Raw genomic sequence first — 25368 nt, 5'->3', positions numbered from 1 at the left:
TTCAGATCGCTTAACGAATCGGGCAAGCTCCGCCTTCGCAAGATTCAGCCGTGGACAGGTCAGCCTCGCCGCCAGTTTCATACTGCTGCAAAATCGCAGGATCAAACGGCTTCATGGACTGCTTCAATGCCTCGTACTGTTCTTTGGTGCACTCTTCATATGGAGCCAATTGGTAGTTTCCGCCATCCAATTGCAAGAAGGATACCCCTACGAAATTATCCCAGTTATCGTAAACGATGTCTTCTACTTCTGCCCACTCTTCCTTGCGTACCGTAATGGTGTTCGAAGAATTATGCTCCGTATATTCTTTCTGGAAACGGAAGTACGTATCGAATTGGCGCTTTGCACTTACTTCGTTCTTTGTTTCTTCTGCGCCTGATGCTACAGGGAAATCGATTACGAGTGTACGTGCATTTGCCATGCGCTCTTCATACGTTTCGCCTGGTGTTCCTACCTCTGGGTTGACTGTCCATCCAAGATTTTGTACCGCTTTTGCCAATGGATCCTCAGCATTGATACGAATGCGGCGGATGTAGTACGGCGAATGGGACCAGTGCAGACCGCTGGAGACACCACCAGCCACTTGAGACAGCGTACCTTCCGGCTTCACAGTCGTTACCAAGAGTGGAGAGTTCACACGCAGCTCATACGCATAACGGTTCGCCTCATCACGAGCAGCATCGCCTAGCTGGCGCAGCAGTTCGAGCTCTTGCTCTTCTGTATAGCCAAGGGATGCCAGCGCATCCTTCACACCAGTAAGGGAAGTTCCGAGCAAACGGTCACGCTGTTGAACGGTATCCCAATGCGGCAGCTCCAGCGTTACCAGCGTCATGCGCAGTCCAGCGCGAGCAGATTTGCGTTGTGCTTCCAGCAAGCCATCGAGATCCAGATACTTGGAACCATCCCCGCGATCCTTCACGAATTCAACCAGATTGACTGTTGTCAGGTTGCAGACGCCATAAGAATCGAGCAGGATTTCTGCACAAGGGTTCAAGCCCTCTGCATTTGGGCGGCGACGGTTTGCTTCTTCCAGGTTGATGAAGCCTGGTTCGCCTTCCAATTGCATCAAGGTGAACACGAGGTTCAAGAATGGCTTAGTTGGTTGTTTGGTAAAGGCGATGGAGTTGTTGGACATACGGCGGTGATCCAGACCAAAGCGTCCGTCCCCTACATTTTGGATGCTGTCAAACCATACAGGTTTGTGCTCTCCCAACAGCTCGCCTACACGACGGTGATGGTTCAGCTGATCCTCCGTCCAGAAGCCATTGATGCCGTATTTTGCAAGCATGCACTCGTAGTCATCGTGATCAAACAGGAAGATTTCCGCTGTACGGCGCACGCCACCTACGACGACGTTTGCTCCGATGAGGTTTCCAATGTCGAGGATATGTATCGGACGGATTTTACCGTATCCTTTTTCATCACTCTCGATTGGTGCCAAATGCTGGTCGATTTGGTTTTTCAACACTTTATCGATTCCTTCAAACATTTCGCGAAGCGGCTCATGACCACTAGCCGTACCGCCAAAGCGCTTCAGTCGCTCGCCTTTCGGACGCACGCTGTTATAAGAGATTTTCACTGTGTGAATGTGTTCGTAAGTGGAATCTGTCAAAATTTGCAGGTAGAGACGGAGGGATTCTACCCAGCCTTCTTTACTATCGCCCACATAAATTTTGGCAAAGCCGTTATCCAGCACATTCAGTTCAGAACGCTCCAGGCGCTGATGCTTTGGCAGCGGTCTGTATTCAGAAGAAAGCAGCGAAACATTCGTGCGAATCGGGCCCAGTCCAGCAGCCATTTCCTGCGTGCATTTGAAGCCTACGCCAGTTCCTACCAAGAGAAGGTAGAACAAATCGCCCAAGTCATCCCAAGACCTGATGTTCAGGAAGGAGCAGTTGAAGTTCGCCAACGGATACAAATCCGCTACACCATTGTCTGCACCACCAACCCACAAGGTACGGCCAGACAAAAACTGGCGAAGGTTGAACATGTTGTCAAACAAACCTTCTGCCTCTTTTTCCATTGCGCGGGAATCGGCGTTCATTCCGATTTTGTTCAAATGCTGATAAGCCAGCTTAATATTGTAATCCACCGAGCGGCGGCAAGTTTCTTTCCACGTTTCCCGTCTTCCTTTTTCCGGTACAAAGCGAGAATAAGTACGGTAGTAAACAAATTGTCCCAGAGGACTCATATGGTTCGGAAAATCAGGATATTGATCTAAGAATTCATCCCGCAAAAATTGAGTTCGGGATACGGTTTCGGTCGCCAGCATATCGTTCCTCCTTCAAATCTATCCTCTCTAGTTTAACTATCTTTATCTGTAAAACTCAATAGTTTTACCTACATATTGTGCGAAATAATTTTCGACAATACTAGATGTTGTGTTTACCCCAAAAAAACACTTGACACAAAATCCCGAACATTGGACGTACAGAAGGGCAGCTCTATGTTCAGCCTTTTCCTGGCAACGAGCGCTACAACATCCCTTCTGGCATGATTTGGAAACCCCGAACGTATGGATTTCATCCGTTCTTACACAAAGCCACCGACCGATTTTAACAGATTCCCACTCGCTTTGCATCACCTAATAATCACCGTTATCTGGTAATACTTATCAGGTAGTTCGTCGGCTAATCCTTTTTACACCAAGCCAAAAAGGGTGACCCTTTGGTCACCCTTCAGAGGTACTCTCCATTAAAGATGAGTAGTTTTACCTACAGAATCCGGGCGTGACCTGAGTAAATATGCCCGCGCTCGGAATCCACTGTAACGATTTGTCCGTCCTTCAATACATCCGTAGCAAATTGCACTCCTACGATGACTGGAACGCCGAGATTCAGGCCTACGATAGCTGCGTGAGAGGTAAGTCCGCCCTCTTCGCAAATCACCGCTCCTGCCTTGCCAAACGCTTCGATCATATCGGAGTCCGTACCGATGGTTACCAGGATTGCTCCTTCTTCTACCTTTGCCAGTGCCTCTTCAGCTGATCTAGCAATCACTACCTTGTTTGTGACAACTTTGCGGCCGATACCCTGTCCTTTTGCTACTACATCGCCAATGACGTGGATTTTCATCAGGTTCGTTGTCCCAACTTCACGCACAGGCACGCCTGCTGTGATCACAACGAGATCGCCATGACGAACGAAGCCTGCATCAAGCGCCTCTTGAACAGACATCTCCAGCATTTCATCGGTTGTATTCGCCATTTCGCCCTTCACCGGATACACGCCATTTACGAGTGCAAGACGGCGAATAATCGCTTCATGTGGCGTTACAGCCACGATTGGTGCTTTCGGACGGAACTTTGATACCATGCGAGCAGTGTGTCCGCTTTCGGTCGCTGTAATAATTGCTGCTGCGTCCAGATCCAATGCTGCATTGGATACAGCTTGGCTGATCGCATCCGTAATCGTCACTTGTTTAAGCTGTGCTTGTGCATACAAGATCTCACGATAATTCAGCTCTTGCTCTGCACGTACAGCGATCCGCACCATGGTCTCGACAGACTCAACCGGGTATTTACCGGCAGCCGTCTCTCCGGAGAGCATGATTGCGTCTGTCCCATCGAAAATGGCGTTCGCAACGTCACTTGCTTCCGCACGCGTTGGACGTGGGTTGCGCTGCATAGAATCAAGCATTTGTGTTGCCGTAATGACTGGCTTCGCGAGTTCGTTACATTTTTTGATCAGCTTCTTTTGAACAAGAGGTACTTCTTCTGCCGGAATCTCTACGCCCAAATCACCACGCGCAACCATGATTCCATCTGTTACTACCAGAATTTCGTCTACGTTATCGACGCCTTCCTGGTTTTCAATTTTCGCGATAATATCGATACGCACGTTATGGCGCTCCAGAATTTGGCGAATCTCCAAGATATCTGATGCTTTTCGGACGAAGGAAGCTGCGATGAAATCGACTCCTTGTTCGATACCGAATTCGATATCCTGGGCATCCTTTTCTGTGATACCTGGCAAGTTGATTTTGACACCAGGAACATTGACGCCTTTTTTGCTTTTCAGTGTTCCACCGTTTTTGATTAAGCAGATGATTTCGGTGCCACGCACTTCTTGTACAGTCAACCCGATCAAGCCGTCGTCGATCAAGATCGTATCGTCGATTTTCACATCACGTGGCAATTCCGGATACGTAATGGAGACGCGCTCTGCGGTACCCGCTACTTCCTCAGTGGTGAGGATTAGCGTATTTCCTTCTACAAGCTCGACTGCATCTACTGCCAGCGTACCCGTGCGAATTTCAGGACCTTTTGTATCCAACAGGATTGCAACGGGTTTCCCGGTTTCTTTTGATGCCTGACGAATGTTTACGATTCGCGCCGCATGCTCCTCGTGGGAACCGTGCGAGAAATTCAAACGCGCTACGTTCATTCCTGCTTCAATTAGTTTTTTCAGCGTTTCAACCGATTCACTCGCTGGTCCGATGGTACATACAATTTTTGCTTTCCTTAACATAGGATGTAGGCCTCCTCGACACTCGTAAAAACTGTCAGTTTTATATAGATAGCGTGCGCGCCAATTGATAAATGGATAAATCCAATTGATGCTTTTTCGCCAATGCTTCCTGAAAATCAACATCAACGATCTGGTTGTTCTGAACCCCAACCATTCGGTCCTGCTTGCCTTCCAGCAACAAATCGACAGCTGCGGCACCCATTCGGCTTGCCAGCATTCGGTCCATCGCAGTAGGGGAACCACCACGTTGAATATGACCCAGTACCGTCACGCGAGTCTCCCAGCCTGTCTCTTTCGTGATCGCTTCGGCGTAAGAAGCGGCACTTCCTACCCCTTCCGCCACAATGATGATGGAATGCTTTTTACCACGGCGTTGTCCAGCATGCAAACGTTCAATAATGTCGTCCATATCCTGCGACGCTTCTGGGATAATAATGGACTCGGCACCAGCTGCAAGCCCTGCCCACAATGCCAGATCGCCAGCATCTCGCCCCATTACTTCAATAATGTACGTGCGTTCATGCGAGGTGGCCGTATCGCGGATTTTATCGATCGCTTCCACAACTGTATTCAATGCCGTATCAAACCCGATCGTGAAATCGGTGCATGGAATATCATTATCAATCGTACCCGGTACGCCGATGGTGGGGAAACCTTTTTCGGTTAGCTTCTGTGCACCGCGAAACGATCCGTCTCCCCCAATGACAATCAGACCCTCAATTTCATGAGCACGTAATTGTTCCACCGCTCTTTGCTGTCCGGCTTCCGTCTTGAACGCCTCACTGCGAGCGGAGTAGAGAATGGTTCCTCCCCGTTGGATAATATCCCCAACAGAGCCTAGAGACATCTCCTTGATATCTCCCCTCATCAGCCCTTCATATCCGTGGTAAACCCCAAACATTTGTACCTCGTGAAAATGAGCACGACGTACAGCCGCACGGACTGCGGCATTCATTCCAGGAGAATCTCCACCGCTAGTGAGAACTGCAAGTTTCCGCATGGAATCCACCTCTCCAATCGTATCGTCTTTAGCATGTCATTTAACGGAAACAGTATGTACCATACTTTGTATGAAACATGCTGTATCACCCAAATCCTCATATCTGTTATACACTCAAAAGATATGTGCCATACTTTTTGAAAGCTCTGATAACTCTTTCATTCGACTTCGATTGTAGCAGATTTTCCTCAGAGAAAAAAGAAAAAAACGCCCCCCTGTTTCTTACAGGGAGGCGAATTGTCCGATCTGTTTAAACTTCTCGTAACGTTCCTGTATCAATTCATCTGGAGTTAAACGGCCTAGCTGTTCTAGTTGTTCCGCGATGACCGCCTTGACCATTCCTGCCTGCGCGATCAAATCACGATGGGCTCCTCCGAATGGTTCATCAATAATTCCGTCAATGACTCCTAATTCCAACAAATCAGGTGCCGTAATTTTCATCGTCTCCGCTGCACGCATACCCAAGCTGGAATCTCTCCAGAGAATCGCCGCTGCACTCTCTGGTGCAATCACGGAGTAATAGGAATTCTCCAGCATATAGATGCGGTTACCTACGCTGATCGCCAAGGCTCCACCGCTTCCGCCTTCCCCGATGACGATACAAATAATTGGCACGCCAAATGTCGCCATTTCACGCAGATTGCGGGCAATCGCTTCGCTCTGACCGCGCTCTTCTGCCGCTTTTCCAGGATAGGCCCCTGATGTATTAATAAAGCAGATGATCGGGCGACCGAATTTATCCGCCTGCTGCATAATGCGCAATGCCTTCCGATAGCCTTCTGGATGAGCCATCCCGAAATTACGCTTGATGTTGTCTTTTGTGTCTTTCCCTTTTTGGTGACCGATGACCGTAACCGGACGTCCATCCAACTTGGCAATTCCACCCACAATCGAATGGTCGTCTCCGAACAGACGGTCTCCATGAACCTCGATAAAATCAGTAAAAAGTAGTTGTATATAGTCCAAAGTCGTTGGCCGTTCCGGATGACGAGCCAGCTGTACGCGTTGCCATGGAGTCAAATTGCCGTAGATTTGCTCAGCAAGCTCTTTTGATTTTTGTTCGAGACGCTGTACTTCTTCAGAGAAGTCAATTCCCTTTTCTTCAGTAAAACGGCGCAATTCCTTAATCTTATCTTGTAATTCTACTAATGGCTTTTCAAAGGAGAGCTCGCCTGCCATGTTTCTACTCCTTCCCGAGACGTGTGCATCTCTACCAGTTTGGACAGCGTATTTCGCATGTCCTTACGGTGTACCACCATATCGAGCTGCCCGTTTTTTAACAAGAATTCCGCTGTTTGGAAGTCTTTTGGCAACTCCTGACGGATCGTTTGCTCAATGACTCGACGCCCAGCAAAACCGATCATAGCTCCCGGTTCTGCGATATTGTAATCTCCCAACGAAGAAAAACTGGCTGATACCCCACCATATGTAGGATTCGTCATGACCGAGACAAACAGTAAGCGTTCGCGATCCAATCGAGACAACGCTGCGCTGGTTTTCGCCATTTGCATCAGGCTCAATACGCCCTCTTGCATGCGTGCTCCACCGGATGCACTGAACAGAATGAAAGGCAAACGCCGTTCGATCGCTTGCTCAATTGCGCGCGTGATTTTTTCCCCGACGACTGAGCCCATGCTCGCCATACGGAAACGAGAATCCATGACCCCAATCACAATGCGGTTCCCACCTAGGAAACCTTCGCCTGTAATGATCGCCTCGTTCAAATTGGTGTTGGCCATATCTTGCTCCAGTTTTTCCAAATAACCAGGAAAACCGAGTGGATTGGCTGTTATCAAATTGGCATCAAATTCTTCTTTCAGAACCCCATCATCCAGAAGCGCTTGCAGGCGCTCAGGAGCGGACATGGAATAATGGAACTGGCAGCCTTTGCAGACGCGCAAGTTCTTCTCCAAATCCTTCGAGTAGTGAATCGTCCCACAATGTGGGCATTTATTCATCAATCCCTCAGGGACTTCCTTTTCTTTCGTACCCGCTTCCTTGCTAATGTTGGTGGAAGCAGGGACACGTGCTAGTGTCTCAGAAGGAACTGTAGCGAATTTGCGCTTTTTCCCAAAAAGATCTTTAAGCACAGGTAACCCACCTTTCTCTTCAGTGAAGGATCGTGCCGAGTACATCCCGGACTTCGTTTAGTTCGCTCTCAGGCACGAGAATCTCGTATTGCTTAGAGACCTTGCCTTCGCGAATTTTTACCAAAAATCCTTCATCTGTCAAACGTTGCTGTATCCGTTCTGCAATTCTAGCGCTAGGAGCGATGTAGATGACCGTCCACATGCTGGCTTCCTCCTCAATCGTCCAATACAGGTCTGCATCATCATATCACAGCGCCAGCGCCCCTCGCAAATTAGGGGAAAACTATAGCTTACTGTTCTCCAAATGCTTTTTCATTCTCTCTAATGCCACGTTCACATCGCCTTCGCGAATGGCTTCCATAATCTGCCGATGCTCTACGAGTGCTGCACTCGCTCTACCTTCGCGCGATAGTGATTCAATACGAATGCTGTTGCTGTACTCAACCAAAGGCGTCCAGATGCGATGCAGAATCGAGTTACGGCTGGAGCGACATATGACACGATGAAACTGATAGTCTTCCTCCGCAGGTACCTCGCCTCTTGCTACTCTTTCCTCTGCAATGGCCAGGATGCGCTCCATTTCATCAAAATGCTTGTCAGTCGCCCGTCTACAGGCTAGGCGGACAGCATCCAGCTCTAGCATTCGCCGCATTTCGATCAAGTCCTTCTTGGTTTTCGTATCCCGTAGGATAAAAAAGCCAAGAATATCGATCAGCCGATTGTGTCGGTAATGCTTGAGGAAGGTGCCTTCCCCGCGGCGCGTCTCAATGAGTCCGAGCAGCTCCAGAGCCCGAAGAGCCTCGCGTACAGAGGAACGTCCTGCTCCCAGTTGCTCGGACAGCTCCCGCTCAGACGGCAGCTTGTCCCCGGGCCGCAAGTTTTGCTCCTGAATGATTTCATGAAGTTGCAGGAGAATTCCTTCGTAAACCTTTCGATCTTGGGAAGAGTCGAGCACGATTATCCTCCTTACTCGTACCTTCAACGAGGAGCACCCTCCACGTTTGTAAAATACCTACGTTTTTTCGCGGAGGGTGTCATCGGTGCCTCGATAAAGAGTATTTTACGCTTTTTGGTAAGAGATAGCTGTCAATTTCATCGTTTTTTGTTTTACTTCTTCCGGATCAACCGTGATGCGAGCAACACCCGTTTCCATCGCTGCTTTTGCTACTGCCGCAGCTACGTTTGGCGCTACACGTAGATCGAATGCGGAAGGAATTACTTTATCCGCAGTAAGCTCTTCTGGCGTGATCAGGTCTGCGATTGCATATACAGCAGCCAGCTTCATTTCTTCGTTGATCTCCGTTGCACGTACATCCAGAGCGCCACGGAAGATTCCCGGGAATGCCAGTACGTTGTTTACTTGGTTCGGGAAGTCGGAACGGCCTGTACCGATTACTGCCGCACCTGCTTCTTTTGCCTCTTGCGGCATGATTTCTGGTACTGGGTTTGCCATAGCGAAAATGATTGGATCGCGGTTCATCGAACGAACCATGTCTTGTGTAACAGCACCAGCTACGGATACACCGACGAATACGTCAGCGCCCTTCATGGCATCAGCCAGGTCACCTTGCAGCATGCTGCGGTTTGTAATTTTTGCCATCTGTTCCTTCACTGGGTTCATACCGAATGGACGGCCTTCGTACACGATTCCTTTTGTATCAACCATGATCACTTCTTTCACGCCCATGGAAATCAAAAGCTTCATGATCGCGATACCAGCTGCACCTGCCCCGTTTGCTACTACGCGGATATCTTCCAGCTTTTTGTCCACCACGCGCAGAGCATTGATCAGACCTGCCGCTGTAACGATCGCTGTACCGTGTTGGTCATCGTGGAAAATCGGGATGTTTGTTTCGCGCTTCAGACGCTCTTCGATTTCGAAGCATGCAGGAGCCGCGATATCTTCCAAGTTCACGCCACCAAAAGTAGGCTCGAGCAGTTTTACTGTCTCTACGATTTTATCTACATCTGTTGTATTCAAGCAGATCGGGAATGCATCTACGCCTGCGAAGGATTTGAACAAAACTGCTTTCCCTTCCATAACCGGCATTGCTGCTTCTGGTCCAATGTTTCCGAGACCAAGTACAGCAGTACCGTCGCTGACTACTGCAACCAGATTGCCTTTCATCGTGTAATCGTAGACTTTGGACTTGTCATCAAAGATATCTTTGCAAGGTTCAGCAACCCCTGGAGAATAGGCAAGACTCAGATCGTAAGCATTGCGAACGGGTACCTTGGTCACTGCCTCCAATTTTCCTTGATGTTTTCTGTGAAGCTCCAGTGCTTCTTCTCTCAGGTTGGACATGAGATCCCACTCCATTTCACGATAATAGTTTCTATGATGGCTTGTAGGCAGTAAAAATGCCTGGGTTATTCCAAGTGGTCTGACCACTCATTGAGTTATGCTCTCAATATAATAAAAATCTGTTCTCCTGTAAACCTGCCGAAAACGGCGAAAAAGGGAGGACATTCCTCATCCTCCCCAATTTATAGGCATTTCTTTCCGAATTACGCTGTCAGGCCCCACAATTTCTCGCGCTTGCTCCAAAAATGACTCATCTACATCTACCCAATTTGCTTCTGGCAGGCGAATTGTCTGTCTTTTTCCTTCGTAGAAAAGGATAACGGGAATCGTTCCTTTTTTTTCGACAAACAAGCGTGAAAGTTTTTGTAGCGTCGAATCGTGCTCTTGCTCTGCCGATATTTTGACAAATAATACAGTCTCAGACTTCGGCTGCGGCAGCGTTTGTGCATCCCAGACACGGGAAGCCAAGAGCTTGACCATGTCTTCCTGGTGATCGACTCGGGCTTCTGCCACGATGATTTGCTCGCGCTCGAGCAGTTGTGCATATTTCGCATACACCTGCGGGAAAACGACCAGCTCTACTGGTGCCGTTTTGTCCTCTAGCGTAATAAATGCCATCGGGTCCCCTTTTTTCGTTTGGATGCGTCTGGCTTCCGTTATCATTCCAAATACTTTTACCGTCTTGTCGCGCGGCACATCCCCCAACGAAGAGATCACTGTTACTTCCGAGCGACTTGCGACATGGGCAAACTGATCAAGTGGATGACCGGAGATGTATACCCCGATCAAATCCCGCTCCTCTTTTAATTGCTGCGTATGTGAGAGTGGCGGTACCTCGGGATATTCTGCTGGCTCCCGTAAAGGTGCCGCATCTTCTTCTCCCGCAAAAAGATTGAGCTGGTTGGCGTCACGCTCGATTCTCTTGCTGTTTGCCTTCCCTACCGCTTCATCCAGCAATAGCAAAAGCTGACTGCGATGTCCTGGTAACGAGTCCAGCGCGCCGCATAAAGTGAGCGACTCTACTACTCTGCGATTGACTAACCGTGCATCCACGCGCGCACAAAAATCAAAGACGTCACGATACGGTCTGCCTTTGCGCTCTTTCACGATCGATTCAATGGCACCGTAGCCGACGTTTTTCACTGCGGCCAAACCAAAGCGAATCGCATCCTGCTCCACTGTAAAGTAGGCCAAGCTCTTATTCACGTCAGGTCCGAGTACGGTAAGCTGCAGTCGCCGCGCTTCCTCCGTGTATTCGGCAATTCTCGTTTGGCTGCCAATGGATAAGGAGAGCAGCGCTGCCATGAACGCAATCGGATAAGTTGCTTTCAAATAGGCCATCTGATAGGCGATGATTGCATAAGCAACCGAGTGGGCTTTGTTAAAGCCGTAATCGGCAAAGCGCACGATCAAATCGTAAACCTGATTGCCCAACTCATCTCCGTACCCTTGCCGGACGCAACCAGCCACGAACTTCTCCCGCTGCTCCGCCAATAGCTCCCGTTTCTTTTTCCCGACCGCTCGGCGTAGAATATCTGCCTCACCAAGACTGAAGCCTGCGAGTGTCGAGGAAATCTGCATGATTTGCTCCTGATAAATCATAAAGCCGTGTGTCTCCCGCAAAATTGGCTCGAGTACAGGATGAGCGTACTGTACTTTGCTAGTCCCGTGTTTGGCGGCGATATACTGCGGGATGATCTCCATCGGCCCCGGACGATACAATGCGAGAACAGCAATGATGTCATCAAGGCTGCTCGGCTTCAAATCTCGCAGCACATTGCGCATCCCTGAGGATTCCAGTTGAAAAATGCCGGTTGTCTCCCCACGGGAGAGCATACGAAACGTTTTCTCATTGTCTGTCGGCAGCTTATCCAGATCAAGTGATATTCCCTGCTCCTGCAAATGACGCAACGTCTCCTGAATGATTGTCAAATTGCGCAAGCCGAGGAAGTCCATCTTCAACAGACCGACTTCTTCGAGAATTTCCATCGGATATTGAGTAAGCGCCAAGCCTTCATTGCCCGTCTGTAATGGGACGTAATTCGTCAGCGGTTCACGCGAAATGACGACACCTGCCGCATGCGTAGAGGCGTGACGCGGCAAACCTTCTACGCCCCTTGCCGTTTCGATCAGTTGCGCTGCCTGTTTGTTTTCCGCGCATAGCTTGCCAATATCCGGGTTGATCTGCATGGCTCGTTCAATCGTCATGCCTGGCGATTGCGGAATCATTTTGGCAACGCGATCCACGATGCCCAAAGACAAGCCTAGCGCCCGCCCAACATCACGCACCGCTGCACGAGCCGCCATCGTACCAAAGGTAATGATCTGGGCGACGCGATCCTGACCGTACTTGCTCGCTACATAGTGAATGACTTCGTCACGGCGCTCTACAGAAAAATCGATATCAATATCGGGCATCGTCACCCGCTCCGGGTTGAGAAAGCGTTCAAAGAGCAACTGAAAGCGAAGGGGATCGACATTCGTGATTTTCAAAACGTACGCGACCAGACTACCTGCCGCAGATCCGCGTCCAGGTCCAGTCGGTATCCCGTTTTCGTGAGCGTACCGCATGAAATCCCAAACAATCAGGAAGTAATCGGTGAAGCCCGTCCCTGTAATGATCGCCAGCTCGTGATCCAGACGCGCTTGTGCCTCTGGCGTAATCTCGCCGTATCGCTCCCGGCAGCCCTTTTCACACAGTTCACGCAAATACTGCGTCGAATCTTGCCCCTCTGCCAAGGGAAATTCCGGCAAAATATGCGCGCCAAAGGTAAGGTCCAGCTTGCACCTTTCTGCAACAGCTACCGTATTCGCTAGCGCCTGTGGAGCAAAAGCAAAGAGCGCCGCCATTTCCTCAGCGCTTTTCAGATAGTACTGATCCGTCTCGTAACGAAAACGGTTTTCTTCGCCGATGGTCTTGCCTTCTTTGATCGCCAACAAGATATCATGCTGCTGGTGATCTTCCCTGTGGATGTAGTGAACGTTGTTCGTCGCAATCAGCGGAATCCCCGTCTCCTGGCTTAGTTTCACGAGACGAGTATTCAGCCTGCGCTCCACTTCCAGTCCATGATCAGCCAGTTCCAAATAAAAATGCTGCTCACCAAACATTCGCTGATACCGGAGGGCTGCTTCTTTGGCAGCGTCCACTTCTCCAGCCAGTAACAGCTTGGCTACTTCCCCTTGCTGACAGCCGCTCAGTGCAATGAGGCCGTCCGTATGCTTTGCCAACACCTCTTTGTTGAGACGCGGAAGGATGTAGTTGCCATCTGTATTCGCGATTGTTGCCAACCTCAGTAGATTCCGGTAGCCTGTTTCATTTTCAGCGAGAACGATCAGATGACTAGGTGGCGGTGCATTTCGCACGCGATCTTGAAGATTCCCATCTATTACGTATAATTCCATCCCGATAATCGGTCGGATGCCTGCCTCCAGACAAGCTTTATAAAACGGGATTGCCCCGTACAAGTTGGCATGATCTGTCATTGCCAGTGCATGCATGCCCAATTCGCTGGCTCGCTTCACTAGCGTATCGATACGTGCTGCTCCATCCAGCAGACTATACTCCGTATGAACATGCAAATGGACAAAGGAGGTCATGATATTACCCCTCTCACTTTTCACGATTGAAACTTTCTTCCTTACATTATACCGGAAGTATAGCGCATACGGACGATAAGAACAAACGTTCTTGCCTATATTTGACCGTTATCCCCTGATTTTGGTAGGATGGGTAATACCAGAATGGCTAGAAAGGATGAATCCATCTATGTGGTCTGCCTTTTACATGACCGGTGTTCTCGCTTCCCTAGTAGCCAGTGTCTACTATAGTATCCAAGCTCGCAGGCGAGGCATCCATCCGCTTGAATCGCGTATGGTGCTGGGGAAGATGAATGTGTCATTGGGGATACTCGTTTCTTTGTTCGGCCTCAATCAGTTTACTTTTGATTCTCTCGATACGATCCGCATTGTCGTTGCATTGATCATGCTGATTGTAGGGGTTATGAATTTATTTTTGGGAACTCGCAATTATTTCCGTTATCGTACGGCTTGGCAGACAGAATTGAAAAAAGGGGTATAAAAAAAGGCATGGGAACAGCTTTACGTTCCGCATGCCTTTTTCATTTTTGGGAAAACGATGATTGGAAATACTTTTCCTCTATTCCCAGCCGTTTATCATACAAACCTGCTAGAGCTCTCGCTATAATGAATTTGTGTGACATTCTATTGCTTCGACAACCTGAGCGGCAGTGCCGAAGGTTGTCCTTTTTTCTGTTCGAGTCAGGAGGGAATAATTCCCATTATTGCAGGTCCTCGTCTTTTGCCCACATTTCCTCCGGGTTCAGCTCGTAGATCCCCTCTTCTCGATACATATAATGATTCATAATGAATTCCCGGCGAATCGTAGCGTAATCCTCATGGAATTGGCGAATGTATTCGTTGATCTCTTGTTCCTTGTATTTGCGGTCTTTTTCTAACCCACGGACCATGTATTCAAAGACGATCAGCTTCTTCTTACGCTGGGACGGGATTTGTTTCAGCTTGCCATCTGGCGTAATGAAGCTGCGAATGACCTGCATTTTTTCCGCTGCCATCTGGTGCCTCCTTTGAACATGTGAGTTGTCTTGCGTAAAAATGTCCTCTGCTGTCAAATCCTTTGCTTTTTCCATGACGTTCACGATTGCCTGCGATTGGCGTTTTACATTGGCTTCATGCAGGTAAAAGTAAATAGTGTTTTTATCACGACGTTCGTAAACGACACCTGCTTCTCGAAGCTTTGCCATATGGTGGGTGATGGTGGGAGGTGTCACACCGAGCTTGCCTGCCAACGCCTGTCCATGCAGGGGGCCGTTTGCCAAAATCGCGAGAATGCGTACGCGCGTCGGGTCTCCGAGTGCTTTGTAAAAGGTGACGAGTTGGTCTAATTGCAAAATGGGGTGCTCCTTTCTTTAGTTTAATCGCACGGATTAGATAATGTTCTAATTAGATGATATGTTGGATTTCTTTGGCTGTCAATTCGAGGGCGTATAAAACATCCTTGACCGTTGCTGCTGGTTGCAGCGGAAAAAGGAGAAAACGCTCGAGCTTCTTGGGCCCTCTGCATGGGGTCATTCCTGCACGTCTCCGTGGAAAAAGGGAAACCGCGTCCAAAGTAGTCCTCCCATGATGCATGTTCAGAGGTGGACGCTTAAAGGCGTGTTTCCCTTTTTCCACTGCGCCTCGGCTGGTGTCCCAAAGAGCCTCGCTTATTTCTCCTTTTTACTTGAATCGGCTGTCTGTTTAGTCGTGGCTTGATTTGTTCGTTTATCAGGATGATTTTCGCCTCATGAATTAACTTTCAGGATGCCTTTACCAAAGCTGCGTAGAAGAAGCGCATTTCCAGTCCAAGCGCCTCTGGAGCCCATCTCAGCTTCGGAATAAATGGCGGGGAATTTCAGCTTCACTGATATGAACGAGGACTGTCAATAGCATGACGGCCCCGTTTTTTCTTTTTCCTTTTTTCTTGTTGCTTTATATGGAGAGGCGGGCGTGGTAGACTGCTCTGTTGCGGTCAGCGTAAAGAAACCCACCGCGTTTTACGCAAAGATCATGCCCGCAGAGGCTCCATGTCAAGCAACAAGAATGGGTAAAGACACGGCACGAAGGCAAAAACTTTTCGACGGTGAGCAGTCTGATATCCGTGGGTTCTCACATTTTATCTCTCCGTTCGGGGGAGCTTCCACAAACTTATGACGCACATAGTTGTTTTTAAACAAGTGTGCAAGTGAAGCACGTGGTTTCTCCCTACCGGTTCTTCCTTTTGCCTTCGAGCCCTATCTTCACTGCTTGATTCTAGGTTAACTTTTTATGACGCTTGTTCCATTTGTCGAGTGATCGCCCAAATAAAACCCAACAATTCACGGGCAACAGCTGTCACTGCTTTTCCGCCTGGCTTTCCTTTCGCCATGAGGCGACAATATTTTTTATGCAATCGATTTTGTGCTTTCCATGAAATGGCTTGAACTTCCTTCGACTGGCCTTCCTGTCTTTTCCGAATCTCCCCTTTTAACGCAGGTGGATAACGGTAACTCCAAGCAGCCTCTACCAGAACACGACGAAGATGAGTGTTTCCTGTTTTAGTAATGGCCCCTTGTCGACGGAGATCCCCACTTGACGATTCGGAAGGAACCAATCCAGCATAAGACATCAGCTGACGAGGGTGGGCAAATCGGGAGAAAGAACCGATTTCTGCAACCAAGCTGGTAGCGGTTATTTCTGCGACACCACGTAATGATTGGAGAGCTTGAATCATAGGAGCATGAACACTTTCTGTCGCTTGAGCGTGAATTTCCTCATGAAGACGTTTTAAACGTTGCTCGATCTCGTCTAGTTGATGCAAATATTCGCGAAAAACGGTACGTGAGCTGTTTTGTGAAAAGGTTAAACGATCAAGCCACTCTCTGTACCTAACGGTCCATTTTCTAATTCCTACAGGAGGCCGCAAATCGTGACGAAGAAGAAATTTCGTTAAACGGTGTCTGGCTCGAAGCTGGTCTTCTTTCGCATCTTCCCGAGCACGAACTAAGTCACGTAGAGCTTCATCTTCTTCCGTCGGTACATAAATCGAAACCAACTCACCTGCACGAAGCAACTGAGCCAAACGGAGTGCATCTCGCCGATCCGTCTTTACTCGATCTCCTGGTCTTTGCGGGATAAGAGAAGGAGCAACAACTATACAATCGATTCCGAGACGAAGAAAAAGCCGATATAGTTCATAACCGGTAGCACCTGCTTCATAGCACACTTGAAGAGAGTGAAAATCTCCTAGTTGTTTCATGAGTTTACGAACAGCTTCAGGTGTATGAGCAATCATTCCCCAATAACGTGGGGCTTCTCGGCCATCTTCAGCTATTGCCACCGCAATTTTATCTTTTGAAACGTCTAAACCAACGTATTTTGTGAAATCCTTCATAAGTAGCAGCTCCTTTCGTATTGTAGCGCTCTGTCTATTGGCGTACTTGCCCTTAGTGTAGCCAGAGTAACCTACGAAGTTACGAATAGGGGCTGTCCTCGTTCATAATAACTTATGGAATACTTCCTCGAAGCTGCAACGTTTGAAGCGCTCCCGCCATTTATTCCGAAGCGGACAGTTCACACCCCTTGCGGGGCGGAGGCCGAAGCGTAGACTGGAAATGCGCTTCTTCCTTCCACCACGGCCAGTAACAAAAAAGAACAGTCATAAAGAGACTGTTCCCAGCCTGAAGAGAAACCCCCTTTTGGGGGATTTCTTTTTAGTATTGTTCAGCACGAAGTGCTGAAAAAAAGGATAGCCTGCACCTAACTTGCTTTCGCTAGGTGTAGCGCTATCCTTTTAATGTTTTGTACTGTTGCTGTCATCAATACCTGCTCTTGGACATTTTCACGTCCGCGTAACCTACAATAGCGAAGCCCATGCAGTTCTTTAGCATCTGCAAAGCTTCGCTCTATGGTTTGGTATCTTAATCTATATAAATATTTCCCCGATTTACTTAAACGGTTCTGTCGAACCCATTCCTTACTCTCTTCCCAAACGTGCCTGCTTATCACCTTTTGGTGATTTTTAGATCGGGTACACTCAGAAAGCCTTGGACAAGTTTTACATATTTCTTTATTGGACTTATACATCCTGTATCCGTTTCGATCGGTAGTCGAATAAGTAAGCGTATGTTTTTGAGGACATGTGTACACATCGCACTCCAGATCATATTTAAAGCGCCATTTAGCAAAAAGACCTTTAACAGGTGTAAAGGCACGATGACCGATGACAGCAAATACATTTATATCGTGAAGTGCCTTGCAGATTGGAGTAGTTAAATAACCAGCATCTAATGCAATAGCTTCAATTGTATCCTGAAACCCAAACTTCTCGATTTGGAGATTCAGCCTATCTATGTAAGGAACGGAATCATGGACATTGCCAGCAGTGACATGGACATCGGTAATAATATTGTACTTATGATCGACAGTCCGGTGATCGAGATAGAAAAAGCCTTCGGGCTTGCTGTCTCGAACCATGTAGCCACTTTCCGGATCAGTGGTACTCATCTTGATTTCCTTTTCTTCCTTCACACCCTCTCTAGGCTTCAATCCTTTTTTCCATGTACCTCACGGTCTTCATTAATTGCTACCTCTAAATCTTTGAGATAGGCACGACTCGTTTTCTCGATGACATGCTTCTTAAATTTTCGTTTATTCGCATTTGCTTTAAGATGCGTAGAATCACTTATCAATACACGTCCAGCGACCATTCGATGCTGAATCGCCAAGCGAACAATTTCATCAAAAATCTCCTGAAAAACATTTGTATTTTTAAAACGGGTTCGACGATTCCAACTGATTGTTGTGTGATCTGGAACTCGATCTGTTAAAGAAAGGCCAAGAAACCAACGATAGGCGATATTAGTCTGGATTTCTTTTTCGAGTTGCCTCTCTGAGCGGATACCGTAAAGGTATCCAATGAAAATCATTTTAAATAAAACAATAGGATCAATCGACGGTCTACCGTTATCCTCGCAATAATATTGACGTACTTTTTCTCGGATGAAGGAGAAATCTATATGTTTCTGGATGACCCTTAATAAATGGTCCTCTGGGACCAATTCATCAAGACACACAAATTCGTAATGCATTTGTGGATTTTTATCATTGGAGGTAAGCACAATAATCACCTACTATAAAATGTAATTATAAGAATTATAACAAATTAACGCGGTGTCGCTTTAAAATTAAGTGAAATAAAAATGGCTGTCGACTTTCTCGACAGCCTGAGAACAGTCATAAAGAGACTGTTCCTTTAACGCTCAATAATTTGCGCAGTAATCATGGCCTGCCCCACGAGCTGTTCGCCGTGGAATACGGATACTTCGACTTTTCCGAAGCGTCGGCTGATATCTAAAAGTCGCGGTTTTACTTCGATATGGCTTTCCATCTGGACTGGCTTTAGGAAATAGACAGTGATATTTTCCGGTACCATGTCTCCTCGACGATGGTGGCGCAACAGGTTACAAGCAGCCTCGACCATAACCGTCGTCATGATTCCGCTGGCAATCGTACCGAGATGGTTGGTCATTTGTGGGCTCACATCACCCAGGTAGACCATCTCATCTGCCTGTCGCTCCTCACGGAAATGGGACATGATCAGATTCGGGAACGTCTCACTCATCTGTGGTTGCTTAGCTGTAAATTGCAGCGCTTTTAACACGTCGTTGCGGCTCAAGACCCCTACGAGCTTGCGATGGTTGTCTACGACAGGCAATAGCTCGATTCCTTCCCACACCATGGTGTGCGCAGATGACGCTACGGATACCCGCGGCGAGGTGGTAATCGGGTTCTTCGTCATGACCTTGTCGATTATGGCCGTCTCCTCATGACCGATGATGTCTTTGGAAGTAACAATCCCGATCAGGCGCATCTGCTCGTCAACAACGGGGAATCTCGTGTCCTGATACAGCTCCGTATATTGATGCCACTTGGCAACAGAATCTGATGTCAATAAGACAGGCGTTTCTGCAAGCGGCTTTAAAATATCCTCAACCATTACGATTTCTTTTTTGATCAGGCGATCGTAAATGGCTCGGTTAATCATCGAAGCAACTGTAAAGGAGTCGTAGCTGGAGGAGATGATTGGCAGCGCTAAGCGATCCGCAAGCTGCTTAATTTCCTCACTTGTATCGAATCCTCCGGTAATTAATACAGCAGCCCCTTGCTGCAAAGCGATTTTATGTGCCTGATAGCGGTTACCGACAATCAAGAGACTCCCGGCATCGATATAGCGCATCATGGCTTCGAGCTGCATGGCTCCTATTACAAATTTATTCAAGGTCTTGTGTAAGCCTTCACGTCCAGCCTGCACATGACCATCAACGATGTTCACAACCTCCGCAAAGGTCAAACGTTCAATATTTTCCTTCTGCTTCTTCTCGATTCTCACCGTACCGACACGCTCAATCGTGCTGACGTATCCTTGCGTTTCCGCTTCCTTGATCGCGCGGTATGCAGTCCCTTCACTCACATCCAGGTCTTTCGCGATCTGCCGCACGGAAATCTTCGAACCGATCGGAAGGCGATCAATATGTTGCAAGATTTGTTCATGCTTCGTTGCCATATTGCTATTCCCCCTTCCTTTTCTCCCACCCGTTCCATATACGTGCGCTCCTTCGACCAATATACCCGAAGGCGGGGCAAAAAAAAAGGGTAGCTTTTTCGAAAGCTACCGACCAGAAAGTATATCATTAAGGGGGTTTTCATCGTGCTTTTATCATACCCAAGGAATATTACAGGATTATTACAACACAGTTACAGTTTCTTTTCAGTTTTGTTTAACTAACCAAATTTGCCAATATACCTTGGACAAGCCCAATAATCCCGCCAAGAATAAATCCAAGCACGGTGATCATGCGGAATTCCTTGCCTGAGATTCCGACTACCATCTCTTCAATTCTTTCAATCGGGAAACCCTCTACTTGCCGGGTAACAATATCCCGGATGGCCAGGCGCGAAAATATTCTCTCTATATTTTGTTGCAGCGTGTCCACCATCCACTTGGCCAAACGAGGAACGAGTTCCGTTGTCACCGTCTCAGAAATAGGCGCCGTCAAACGAGACAGAGGTTCGTCCACGATACGCAGGCTTTGCTCCTCCAGCTTGGCAAAAAGCTTTCGCGCCCAATCGTCCACTTGATCTCGCCCAATCCAGGCAACCACTTCGCCCACATTTTTGTCCAAGAGCTTGTCCGCTTCCTTATGCAAAAAGTAGTGCACGCGTTCCGAAAGCTCTCTGCTTTGCAAAAGCTCATCGAGATACGGGAGAATCTTGCCCAAAATCTTGTCATCCCCAAGAAACATCCCGACCAAGCCACCAAACATGCCTCCGCCTCCGCCGAGCAATCCGCGAACCATGTTTTGCAAGGTTTGCTGACCTTCCGGGGAATGCAAATATTCACGAAAACGTTTCAAGAGCAGTTCGCTCACACTGCCAAGTGCAGCATCCAGACGCTCTCGTCCGTTGTCCGAAACCAACTCTCGCAGTTTTTTCTCTTCATATTGTGCCAAAACCTGATCGACAAAGGCACCCCATTTCGCCTCGATAGGCGCTCGGACACCCTCACTCCACGTTCCATCTTCCTTAAATAACTGTGGCATCACTGTGAGCAATGCTTGACGTAGACTACGCTCATCTGTCATCCAATCGCGAGCGATGGTGTTCATCCATCCTGTCAGTGTACTCTCCAGACCACTCTGGTTCAGCGCACGCTTGACCCCCTCCGTCGTCAACAAATGCTCTTCGACGAGTCTGCCCATTTGTATTGCGATATCGTCCCGTCTTCTTGGGATCAATCCCGGAGTAAATGGCACTTTCCATCCGCCTATATACCACGGTTTTACTGGTTTAAACAGCATTCGGATGGCTAACTCATTCGTCACTCCACCGATGACAGAGCCTACTGCAATGTTCACTAATAGTATCCAAGCGTTCATAAATCCTAACAACCTCTCTTCTCTACATGGCACCAAACGTTTTAGATGCTCATACCATAGACTAACTTTGCCTGATGGGAAGGGGATACTCATGTCCTACGTTCCAACAATCGTTGTCGAAAACGAGATAATATCGGAAGTAGACCTTTACCTGCCCCAGGCGCACTTGCGCAAATGGAATCTTTTAACACCGTCCACCATTTCGGTCCAATTTGGGAACAAAACCGTTTCCGCACGCGTAGGCGGTTGGGAACGGGGAGGCAAAACCTCGGGCAAAACCTTCATTCGACCCTCTTTAGCTCAATCACTCTATCTACCCAAAGGCGTTCCACTCTTAGTCCGTTATGATACGAATCAGAAAACAATCGTTTTCGGACCGTATGTAGGTGTTCTAGTTTCAAGCTACAATGCAGCGTCCTCGCAAGGACCGTTTGGACACCTAAACAATTTCTTTCACGAGATGTCCGATATCACCCGTAAACGCGGAGGAATCCTTTGCGCATTTCGGCTTCAGGATGTCAACTGGGATGCAGGAACTGTGCGCGGCCTCGTTAGAAAAGGAGGCCTTTGGAGACAAACCTTACTTCCGCTTCCACAATGCATTTACAACCGACTCGTGTCCCGCCAACGCGAACGAAGTGAGCAGATGGCCAACTGGGTCCAACGCTGCAAGGAAGCTTCTATTCCCTTTTTTAACGAGCGTTTTTTGAATAAGTGGCATGTACACGCCGCTCTCGAGAATCAACCGACAGCCTCCGAGCATCTTCCCAGCATGGTTCGTTATTTGAATCAAGAAGACCTGCGACAAATGCTATCTACCTATCGCACTATTTATGCTAAACCAGCTAACGGCAGCATGGGGCGCGGGATCATTCGAGTTCGCAGTTCGCCCGAGGGATACCAGCTCGCGTTCCCCGGAGGATTGCGCAAATCATTTGCTAGCATTCAGGGCTTACATCAGTATTTGCAAAAAAGGACAAAAGGCACATCCTATTTGCTGCAGCAAGGGTTACCGTTAATCGGCATCCAAGGACGACCGACAGATTTTCGTGTATTGGTGCAAAAAGACCGAAAAGGCGAATGGTCCGTCACTTCCATGGTAGCTCGCCTGGGATTAAACCGCATTGTTTCCAATATATCCAGAGGCGGGCAGATGATGACTCCCCTTCAGGCACTGCGAGTATGTGGACCACGGGCGAGCGCGATACGACCATCCCCTCAAACGTTACACACAGTAGCACTTAAGCTCGCGATCCTTTTAGAAGAATCACTGCCTGGGCATTACGGAGAATTCGGAATTGATTTGGGAGTCGATGTCCATGGACGGGTGTGGCTATTGGAGGTCAACAGTAAGCCATCCAAGTCAGCCAAAACAGTTCCGTTGCCTGAGGGTGCCGAAGAGCTGCCTCGGCGTGCTCGCCCTTCTGTCATTCGCATGCTGGATTATTCCGCCTTTCTAAGTGGTTTTCCCCGGACCATTCAACCACAAAAGCCCACAAAAAGAAGACCGAAACGCAACAATAACAGGCGAAGGTGACCTACATGACAGCATCAGAGAGAAGTCTTGGCATCATGGCCCGGTGCCAAGGCTCCCACTTTGTAGACAAAGGGTACTACAAAAAGCTTACGCTCTATGGACGCAAGCACGGCATACGCGTCTTCGTTTTTTCACCACGTCAGGTTAACTTTTCCACCCGTATGGTAAAAGGCTTCGAATATCGCAATGGGTCCTGGCACGCGAAAGACTTCCCAATCCCCGCCTTTATCTATGATCGTTGCTTTGTGGGCCCATCTTATCGCCACTATAAACCATTTGTGGAAAAGTTGCAAAACGATCGCAACATTACGTTTTTGGGGCATGGTCTGTCTGGAAAATGGCAGGTGCACCAAATGCTCGCTAAGTCTCCTCTTCTTGCCCCGCTGCTACCACCTACTGAAATATTCTCATATCCTGTGCTTCAGGCAACCTTGGAAAAATACGGGGCAGCCATCATCAAACCAATGGCGGGAACTCACGGTATTGGCGTCGTGAGAATCAAAGAAGTACGCAGTGGCTATGAAGCTTCTGGACGAAACCGGGACAATCAACCTTTCACCAGGCGAATTCGTGACACTGCCGGATTAAAAAGTTTTGTGTCTGTCTTTACAGCCGGCCGCAAGTTCCTGGTACAGCCCTATTTGGAGTTGCATACCCCGGATGGTACCCCATTCGATGTCCGTGTTCTGGTTCAAAAAAACGGACTAGGTAAATGGGCGACAACTGGCAAAGCTGTGCGCCTGGGAGACAAACGCAGCATCACCTCCAATTTGCACGGAGGAGGGAAAGCAACACCTCTGACCTCTTTCCTGCCCCTTCACTTCAAATCCGCTAAAGCGGCACGCATCGAGCAAACAATCAACCGAGTGGCGGAAGAACTTCCCCGTTTTTTGGAAGAGTCACACGGCAGACTCGTTGAGCTGGGAATCGATATTGGCATCGACACCGCAGGTAATGTTTGGATCATCGAGGTAAACAGCAGACCAGGGCGAACAGTTTTTCGAATGATTGACGACCCAACTGCACAACGACATTCGATTACTCAGCCTGTTCGCTACGCCCACTATCTCATGAAAGAGCGTGTAGGAGGTTAAAGCATGGAAACGTTCAGAATGCGGCTTCGCTTCCTTTCCAACCCACGTATCAGTGGGATTATCCTGCCAGCTACTCTCTTCCAACAGCTACAGCTACGGCAACGCCAAAAAATTAAAGTCTTACTGGGTAAAAAGGAAGTAGTCGCAACTGTCTTACAAGATAAACGCAATCCGGATACGAACGTCATGAAAGTGACGACGCTCTTGCAAACGGAGCTGGGCATTCCTCATCCTGGCTTGATCCAGCTCAAACTAGAGGGCTCCGCACTCCGGATCGGTCCTTCCATCGGGATCGTTACAACTGGCATCAGACGCGATCCCAAGCAGCCAATCGGCTCACGCACCTCGTTTTTTTACAATCTGTTACAGGCACAAGAAGGGAAGGGCGTTTTCTACTATATATTTTCTCCAACCGATGTAGACTGGGAATCGAATACGGTCAAAGCGTGGTTTTTGCGCAGAAACAAATCAGGCAGCTACTTTTGGAAAAAGCATGTTACCGCCATGCCCGATGTCGTCTATGATCGTATTCCCTCTCGTTCAGCAGAAAAACATGAAGCCGTTCAGGAATTCAAGTATCGACTCGCCAGTTACCCCAATTTACCGATGTTCAATCAGGGCTTTTTCAACAAATGGGGCGTGCACCAACTGCTGTATCCGAATCCAGAAGTGAATGAGCATATCCCGGAGACTTATACCTCTCCTTCCCTTACAACGGTTCGAGACTTGCTGCGTAAATACCCTATCGTTTATTTGAAGCCCAAAAACGGAAGTCTCGGGTACGGCATTGTCAAAGTTGTTCGCCAGGCAGGCGGTGGTTTTACTGCCTCCTATCATACAGGCAGCGGCAATGTAAAAAAACAATTCTCCAAGCTGTCCAGCCTTTATCAGCATGTCTTCCGTAGTCGTCGCGTCAGTTCGTATCTGGCACAACAGGGCATTTCGCTCATGACATTCCATGGACGACCGTTTGATTTTCGTGTTCACTTGCATAAAAATCAACAAAACGAATGGGTCGTTTCCTGCACGGCAGCCAAAGTTGCCGGTTCTGGCAGCGTAACTACCCACGTACGGACAGGTGGAACTGTCATCCCTGGCGATGACCTGTTGCAACACCTGTTTGGCAAGCAAAAACCCCTCATGACTCAGCGCATTTCTGACGCTTCAATCCGACTCGCTACCGCAATTGAACTGGCAAAAGGGATTGATTTAGGAGAATTGGGGCTAGACATGGGGATCGATACACAAGGCCATGTCTGGATGTTCGAAGCGAATTCCAAGCCTGGCCGTTCTATATTCAAGCACGCCCGTCTCAAGCAGGCTGATCAGGAATCAAGCAAGTTGCTCGTCGATTATAGCTGTTACTTGGCCAATTTCTAGT

Annotated in this window: 18 protein-coding genes; 4 read left to right on the top strand and 14 right to left on the bottom strand. The window is 48.3% G+C overall.

What is annotated here, in order from left to right; genetic code table 11:
• Window positions 1-10 precede the first annotated feature (10 nt).
• From nrdJ to ACUUHJ_RS07525, 9 genes are all read right to left on the bottom strand, one after another.
• Window positions 11-2272 carry a ribonucleoside-triphosphate reductase, adenosylcobalamin-dependent gene (nrdJ, locus tag ACUUHJ_RS07565; protein WP_472298578.1) on the bottom strand — a complete coding sequence of 754 codons (2262 nt, stop codon included), beginning with the start codon at window positions 2270-2272 and terminating at the stop codon, window positions 11-13.
• 442 nt (window positions 2273-2714) lie between these two features.
• Window positions 2715-4469 carry a pyruvate kinase gene (pyk, locus tag ACUUHJ_RS07560; protein ID WP_289676716.1) on the bottom strand — a complete coding sequence of 585 codons (1755 nt, stop codon included), beginning with the start codon at window positions 4467-4469 and terminating at the stop codon, window positions 2715-2717.
• Between the two features lie 40 nt (window positions 4470-4509).
• The gene (gene pfkA, locus ACUUHJ_RS07555; RefSeq protein ID WP_087348819.1) at window positions 4510-5469 is read right to left on the bottom strand and encodes a 6-phosphofructokinase; all 960 of its coding nucleotides are present in this window, start codon (window positions 5467-5469) and stop codon (window positions 4510-4512) included.
• Between the two features lie 222 nt (window positions 5470-5691).
• Window positions 5692-6648, bottom strand: coding sequence for an acetyl-CoA carboxylase carboxyl transferase subunit alpha (gene accA, locus ACUUHJ_RS07550; protein ID WP_016739101.1), 957 nt, complete (start codon window positions 6646-6648; stop codon window positions 5692-5694).
• Window positions 6615-7559 (bottom strand): acetyl-CoA carboxylase, carboxyltransferase subunit beta, encoded by a 945-nt coding sequence (gene accD, locus ACUUHJ_RS07545; RefSeq protein WP_064202468.1) that lies wholly within the window; start codon window positions 7557-7559, stop codon window positions 6615-6617. The genes accA and accD overlap by 34 nt, the downstream gene beginning before the upstream one ends.
• Window positions 7560-7578: 19 nt before the next feature.
• Complete coding sequence (locus ACUUHJ_RS07540) at window positions 7579-7761, bottom strand: hypothetical protein (protein ID WP_012685106.1); 183 nt, start codon at window positions 7759-7761, stop codon at window positions 7579-7581.
• An 81-nt stretch (window positions 7762-7842) separates the two neighbouring features.
• Entirely contained in the window at window positions 7843-8514 is a 672-nt protein-coding gene (locus ACUUHJ_RS07535; RefSeq protein ID WP_012685105.1) for a FadR/GntR family transcriptional regulator, read from the bottom strand.
• A gap of 105 nt (window positions 8515-8619) precedes the next feature.
• Window positions 8620-9864 (bottom strand): NADP-dependent malic enzyme, encoded by a 1245-nt coding sequence (gene ystJ, locus ACUUHJ_RS07530; RefSeq protein ID WP_472298577.1) that lies wholly within the window; start codon window positions 9862-9864, stop codon window positions 8620-8622.
• Window positions 9865-10032: 168 nt separating this feature from the next.
• Entirely contained in the window at window positions 10033-13461 is a 3429-nt protein-coding gene (locus ACUUHJ_RS07525; RefSeq protein WP_472298576.1) for a DNA polymerase III subunit alpha, read from the bottom strand.
• A gap of 169 nt (window positions 13462-13630) precedes the next feature.
• Between ACUUHJ_RS07525 and ACUUHJ_RS07520 the strand changes: the two genes are divergently transcribed.
• The gene (locus ACUUHJ_RS07520; protein ID WP_289678049.1) at window positions 13631-13942 is read left to right on the top strand and encodes a YtpI family protein; all 312 of its coding nucleotides are present in this window, start codon (window positions 13631-13633) and stop codon (window positions 13940-13942) included.
• 220 nt (window positions 13943-14162) lie between these two features.
• On the opposite strand, the gene ACUUHJ_RS07515 is transcribed toward ACUUHJ_RS07520, so the two are convergent.
• The 5 genes from ACUUHJ_RS07515 to ACUUHJ_RS07495 form a co-directional block, all read right to left on the bottom strand.
• Window positions 14163-14792, bottom strand: a complete 630-nt coding sequence (locus ACUUHJ_RS07515; RefSeq protein ID WP_472298575.1) for a DUF2087 domain-containing protein — start codon at window positions 14790-14792, stop codon at window positions 14163-14165.
• A gap of 914 nt (window positions 14793-15706) precedes the next feature.
• Window positions 15707-16813 (bottom strand): IS110 family RNA-guided transposase, encoded by a 1107-nt coding sequence (locus tag ACUUHJ_RS07510; protein WP_472298574.1) that lies wholly within the window; start codon window positions 16811-16813, stop codon window positions 15707-15709.
• A 365-nt stretch (window positions 16814-17178) separates the two neighbouring features.
• Window positions 17179-18509 (bottom strand): IS1182 family transposase gene (locus tag ACUUHJ_RS07505; protein ID WP_472301122.1). Its coding sequence is split into 2 segments (ribosomal slippage): window positions 17179-17969 and window positions 17969-18509, totalling 1332 coding nucleotides; the frame shifts between segments, so codons are not numbered across the junction.
• A gap of 164 nt (window positions 18510-18673) precedes the next feature.
• Window positions 18674-19984 (bottom strand): DRTGG domain-containing protein, encoded by a 1311-nt coding sequence (locus ACUUHJ_RS07500; protein WP_172140986.1) that lies wholly within the window; start codon window positions 19982-19984, stop codon window positions 18674-18676.
• A gap of 214 nt (window positions 19985-20198) precedes the next feature.
• Complete coding sequence (locus tag ACUUHJ_RS07495; RefSeq protein WP_472298573.1) at window positions 20199-21356, bottom strand: DUF445 domain-containing protein; 1158 nt, start codon at window positions 21354-21356, stop codon at window positions 20199-20201.
• A 91-nt stretch (window positions 21357-21447) separates the two neighbouring features.
• On the opposite strand from ACUUHJ_RS07495, the gene ACUUHJ_RS07490 reads away from it, so the two are divergent.
• Genes ACUUHJ_RS07490 through ACUUHJ_RS07480 form a run of 3 tightly spaced genes read left to right on the top strand, consistent with a single transcriptional unit; the run spans window position 21448 to window position 25367 of the window.
• A complete protein-coding gene (locus tag ACUUHJ_RS07490) occupies window positions 21448-22893 on the top strand; it encodes a YheC/YheD family endospore coat-associated protein (RefSeq protein ID WP_472298572.1) in 1446 nt (481 codons plus the stop codon).
• A 5-nt stretch (window positions 22894-22898) separates the two neighbouring features.
• Entirely contained in the window at window positions 22899-23987 is a 1089-nt protein-coding gene (locus ACUUHJ_RS07485; protein ID WP_289676709.1) for a YheC/YheD family endospore coat-associated protein, read from the top strand.
• Window positions 23988-23990: 3 nt separating this feature from the next.
• Entirely contained in the window at window positions 23991-25367 is a 1377-nt protein-coding gene (locus tag ACUUHJ_RS07480; RefSeq protein WP_289676707.1) for a YheC/YheD family endospore coat-associated protein, read from the top strand.
• Window position 25368: the final 1 nt, after the last annotated feature.

Source organism: Brevibacillus schisleri (assembly GCF_055685845.1).
The sequence above is the reverse complement of the archived record's forward strand: the minus strand, read 5'-3'. Positions and strand labels throughout refer to the sequence as shown.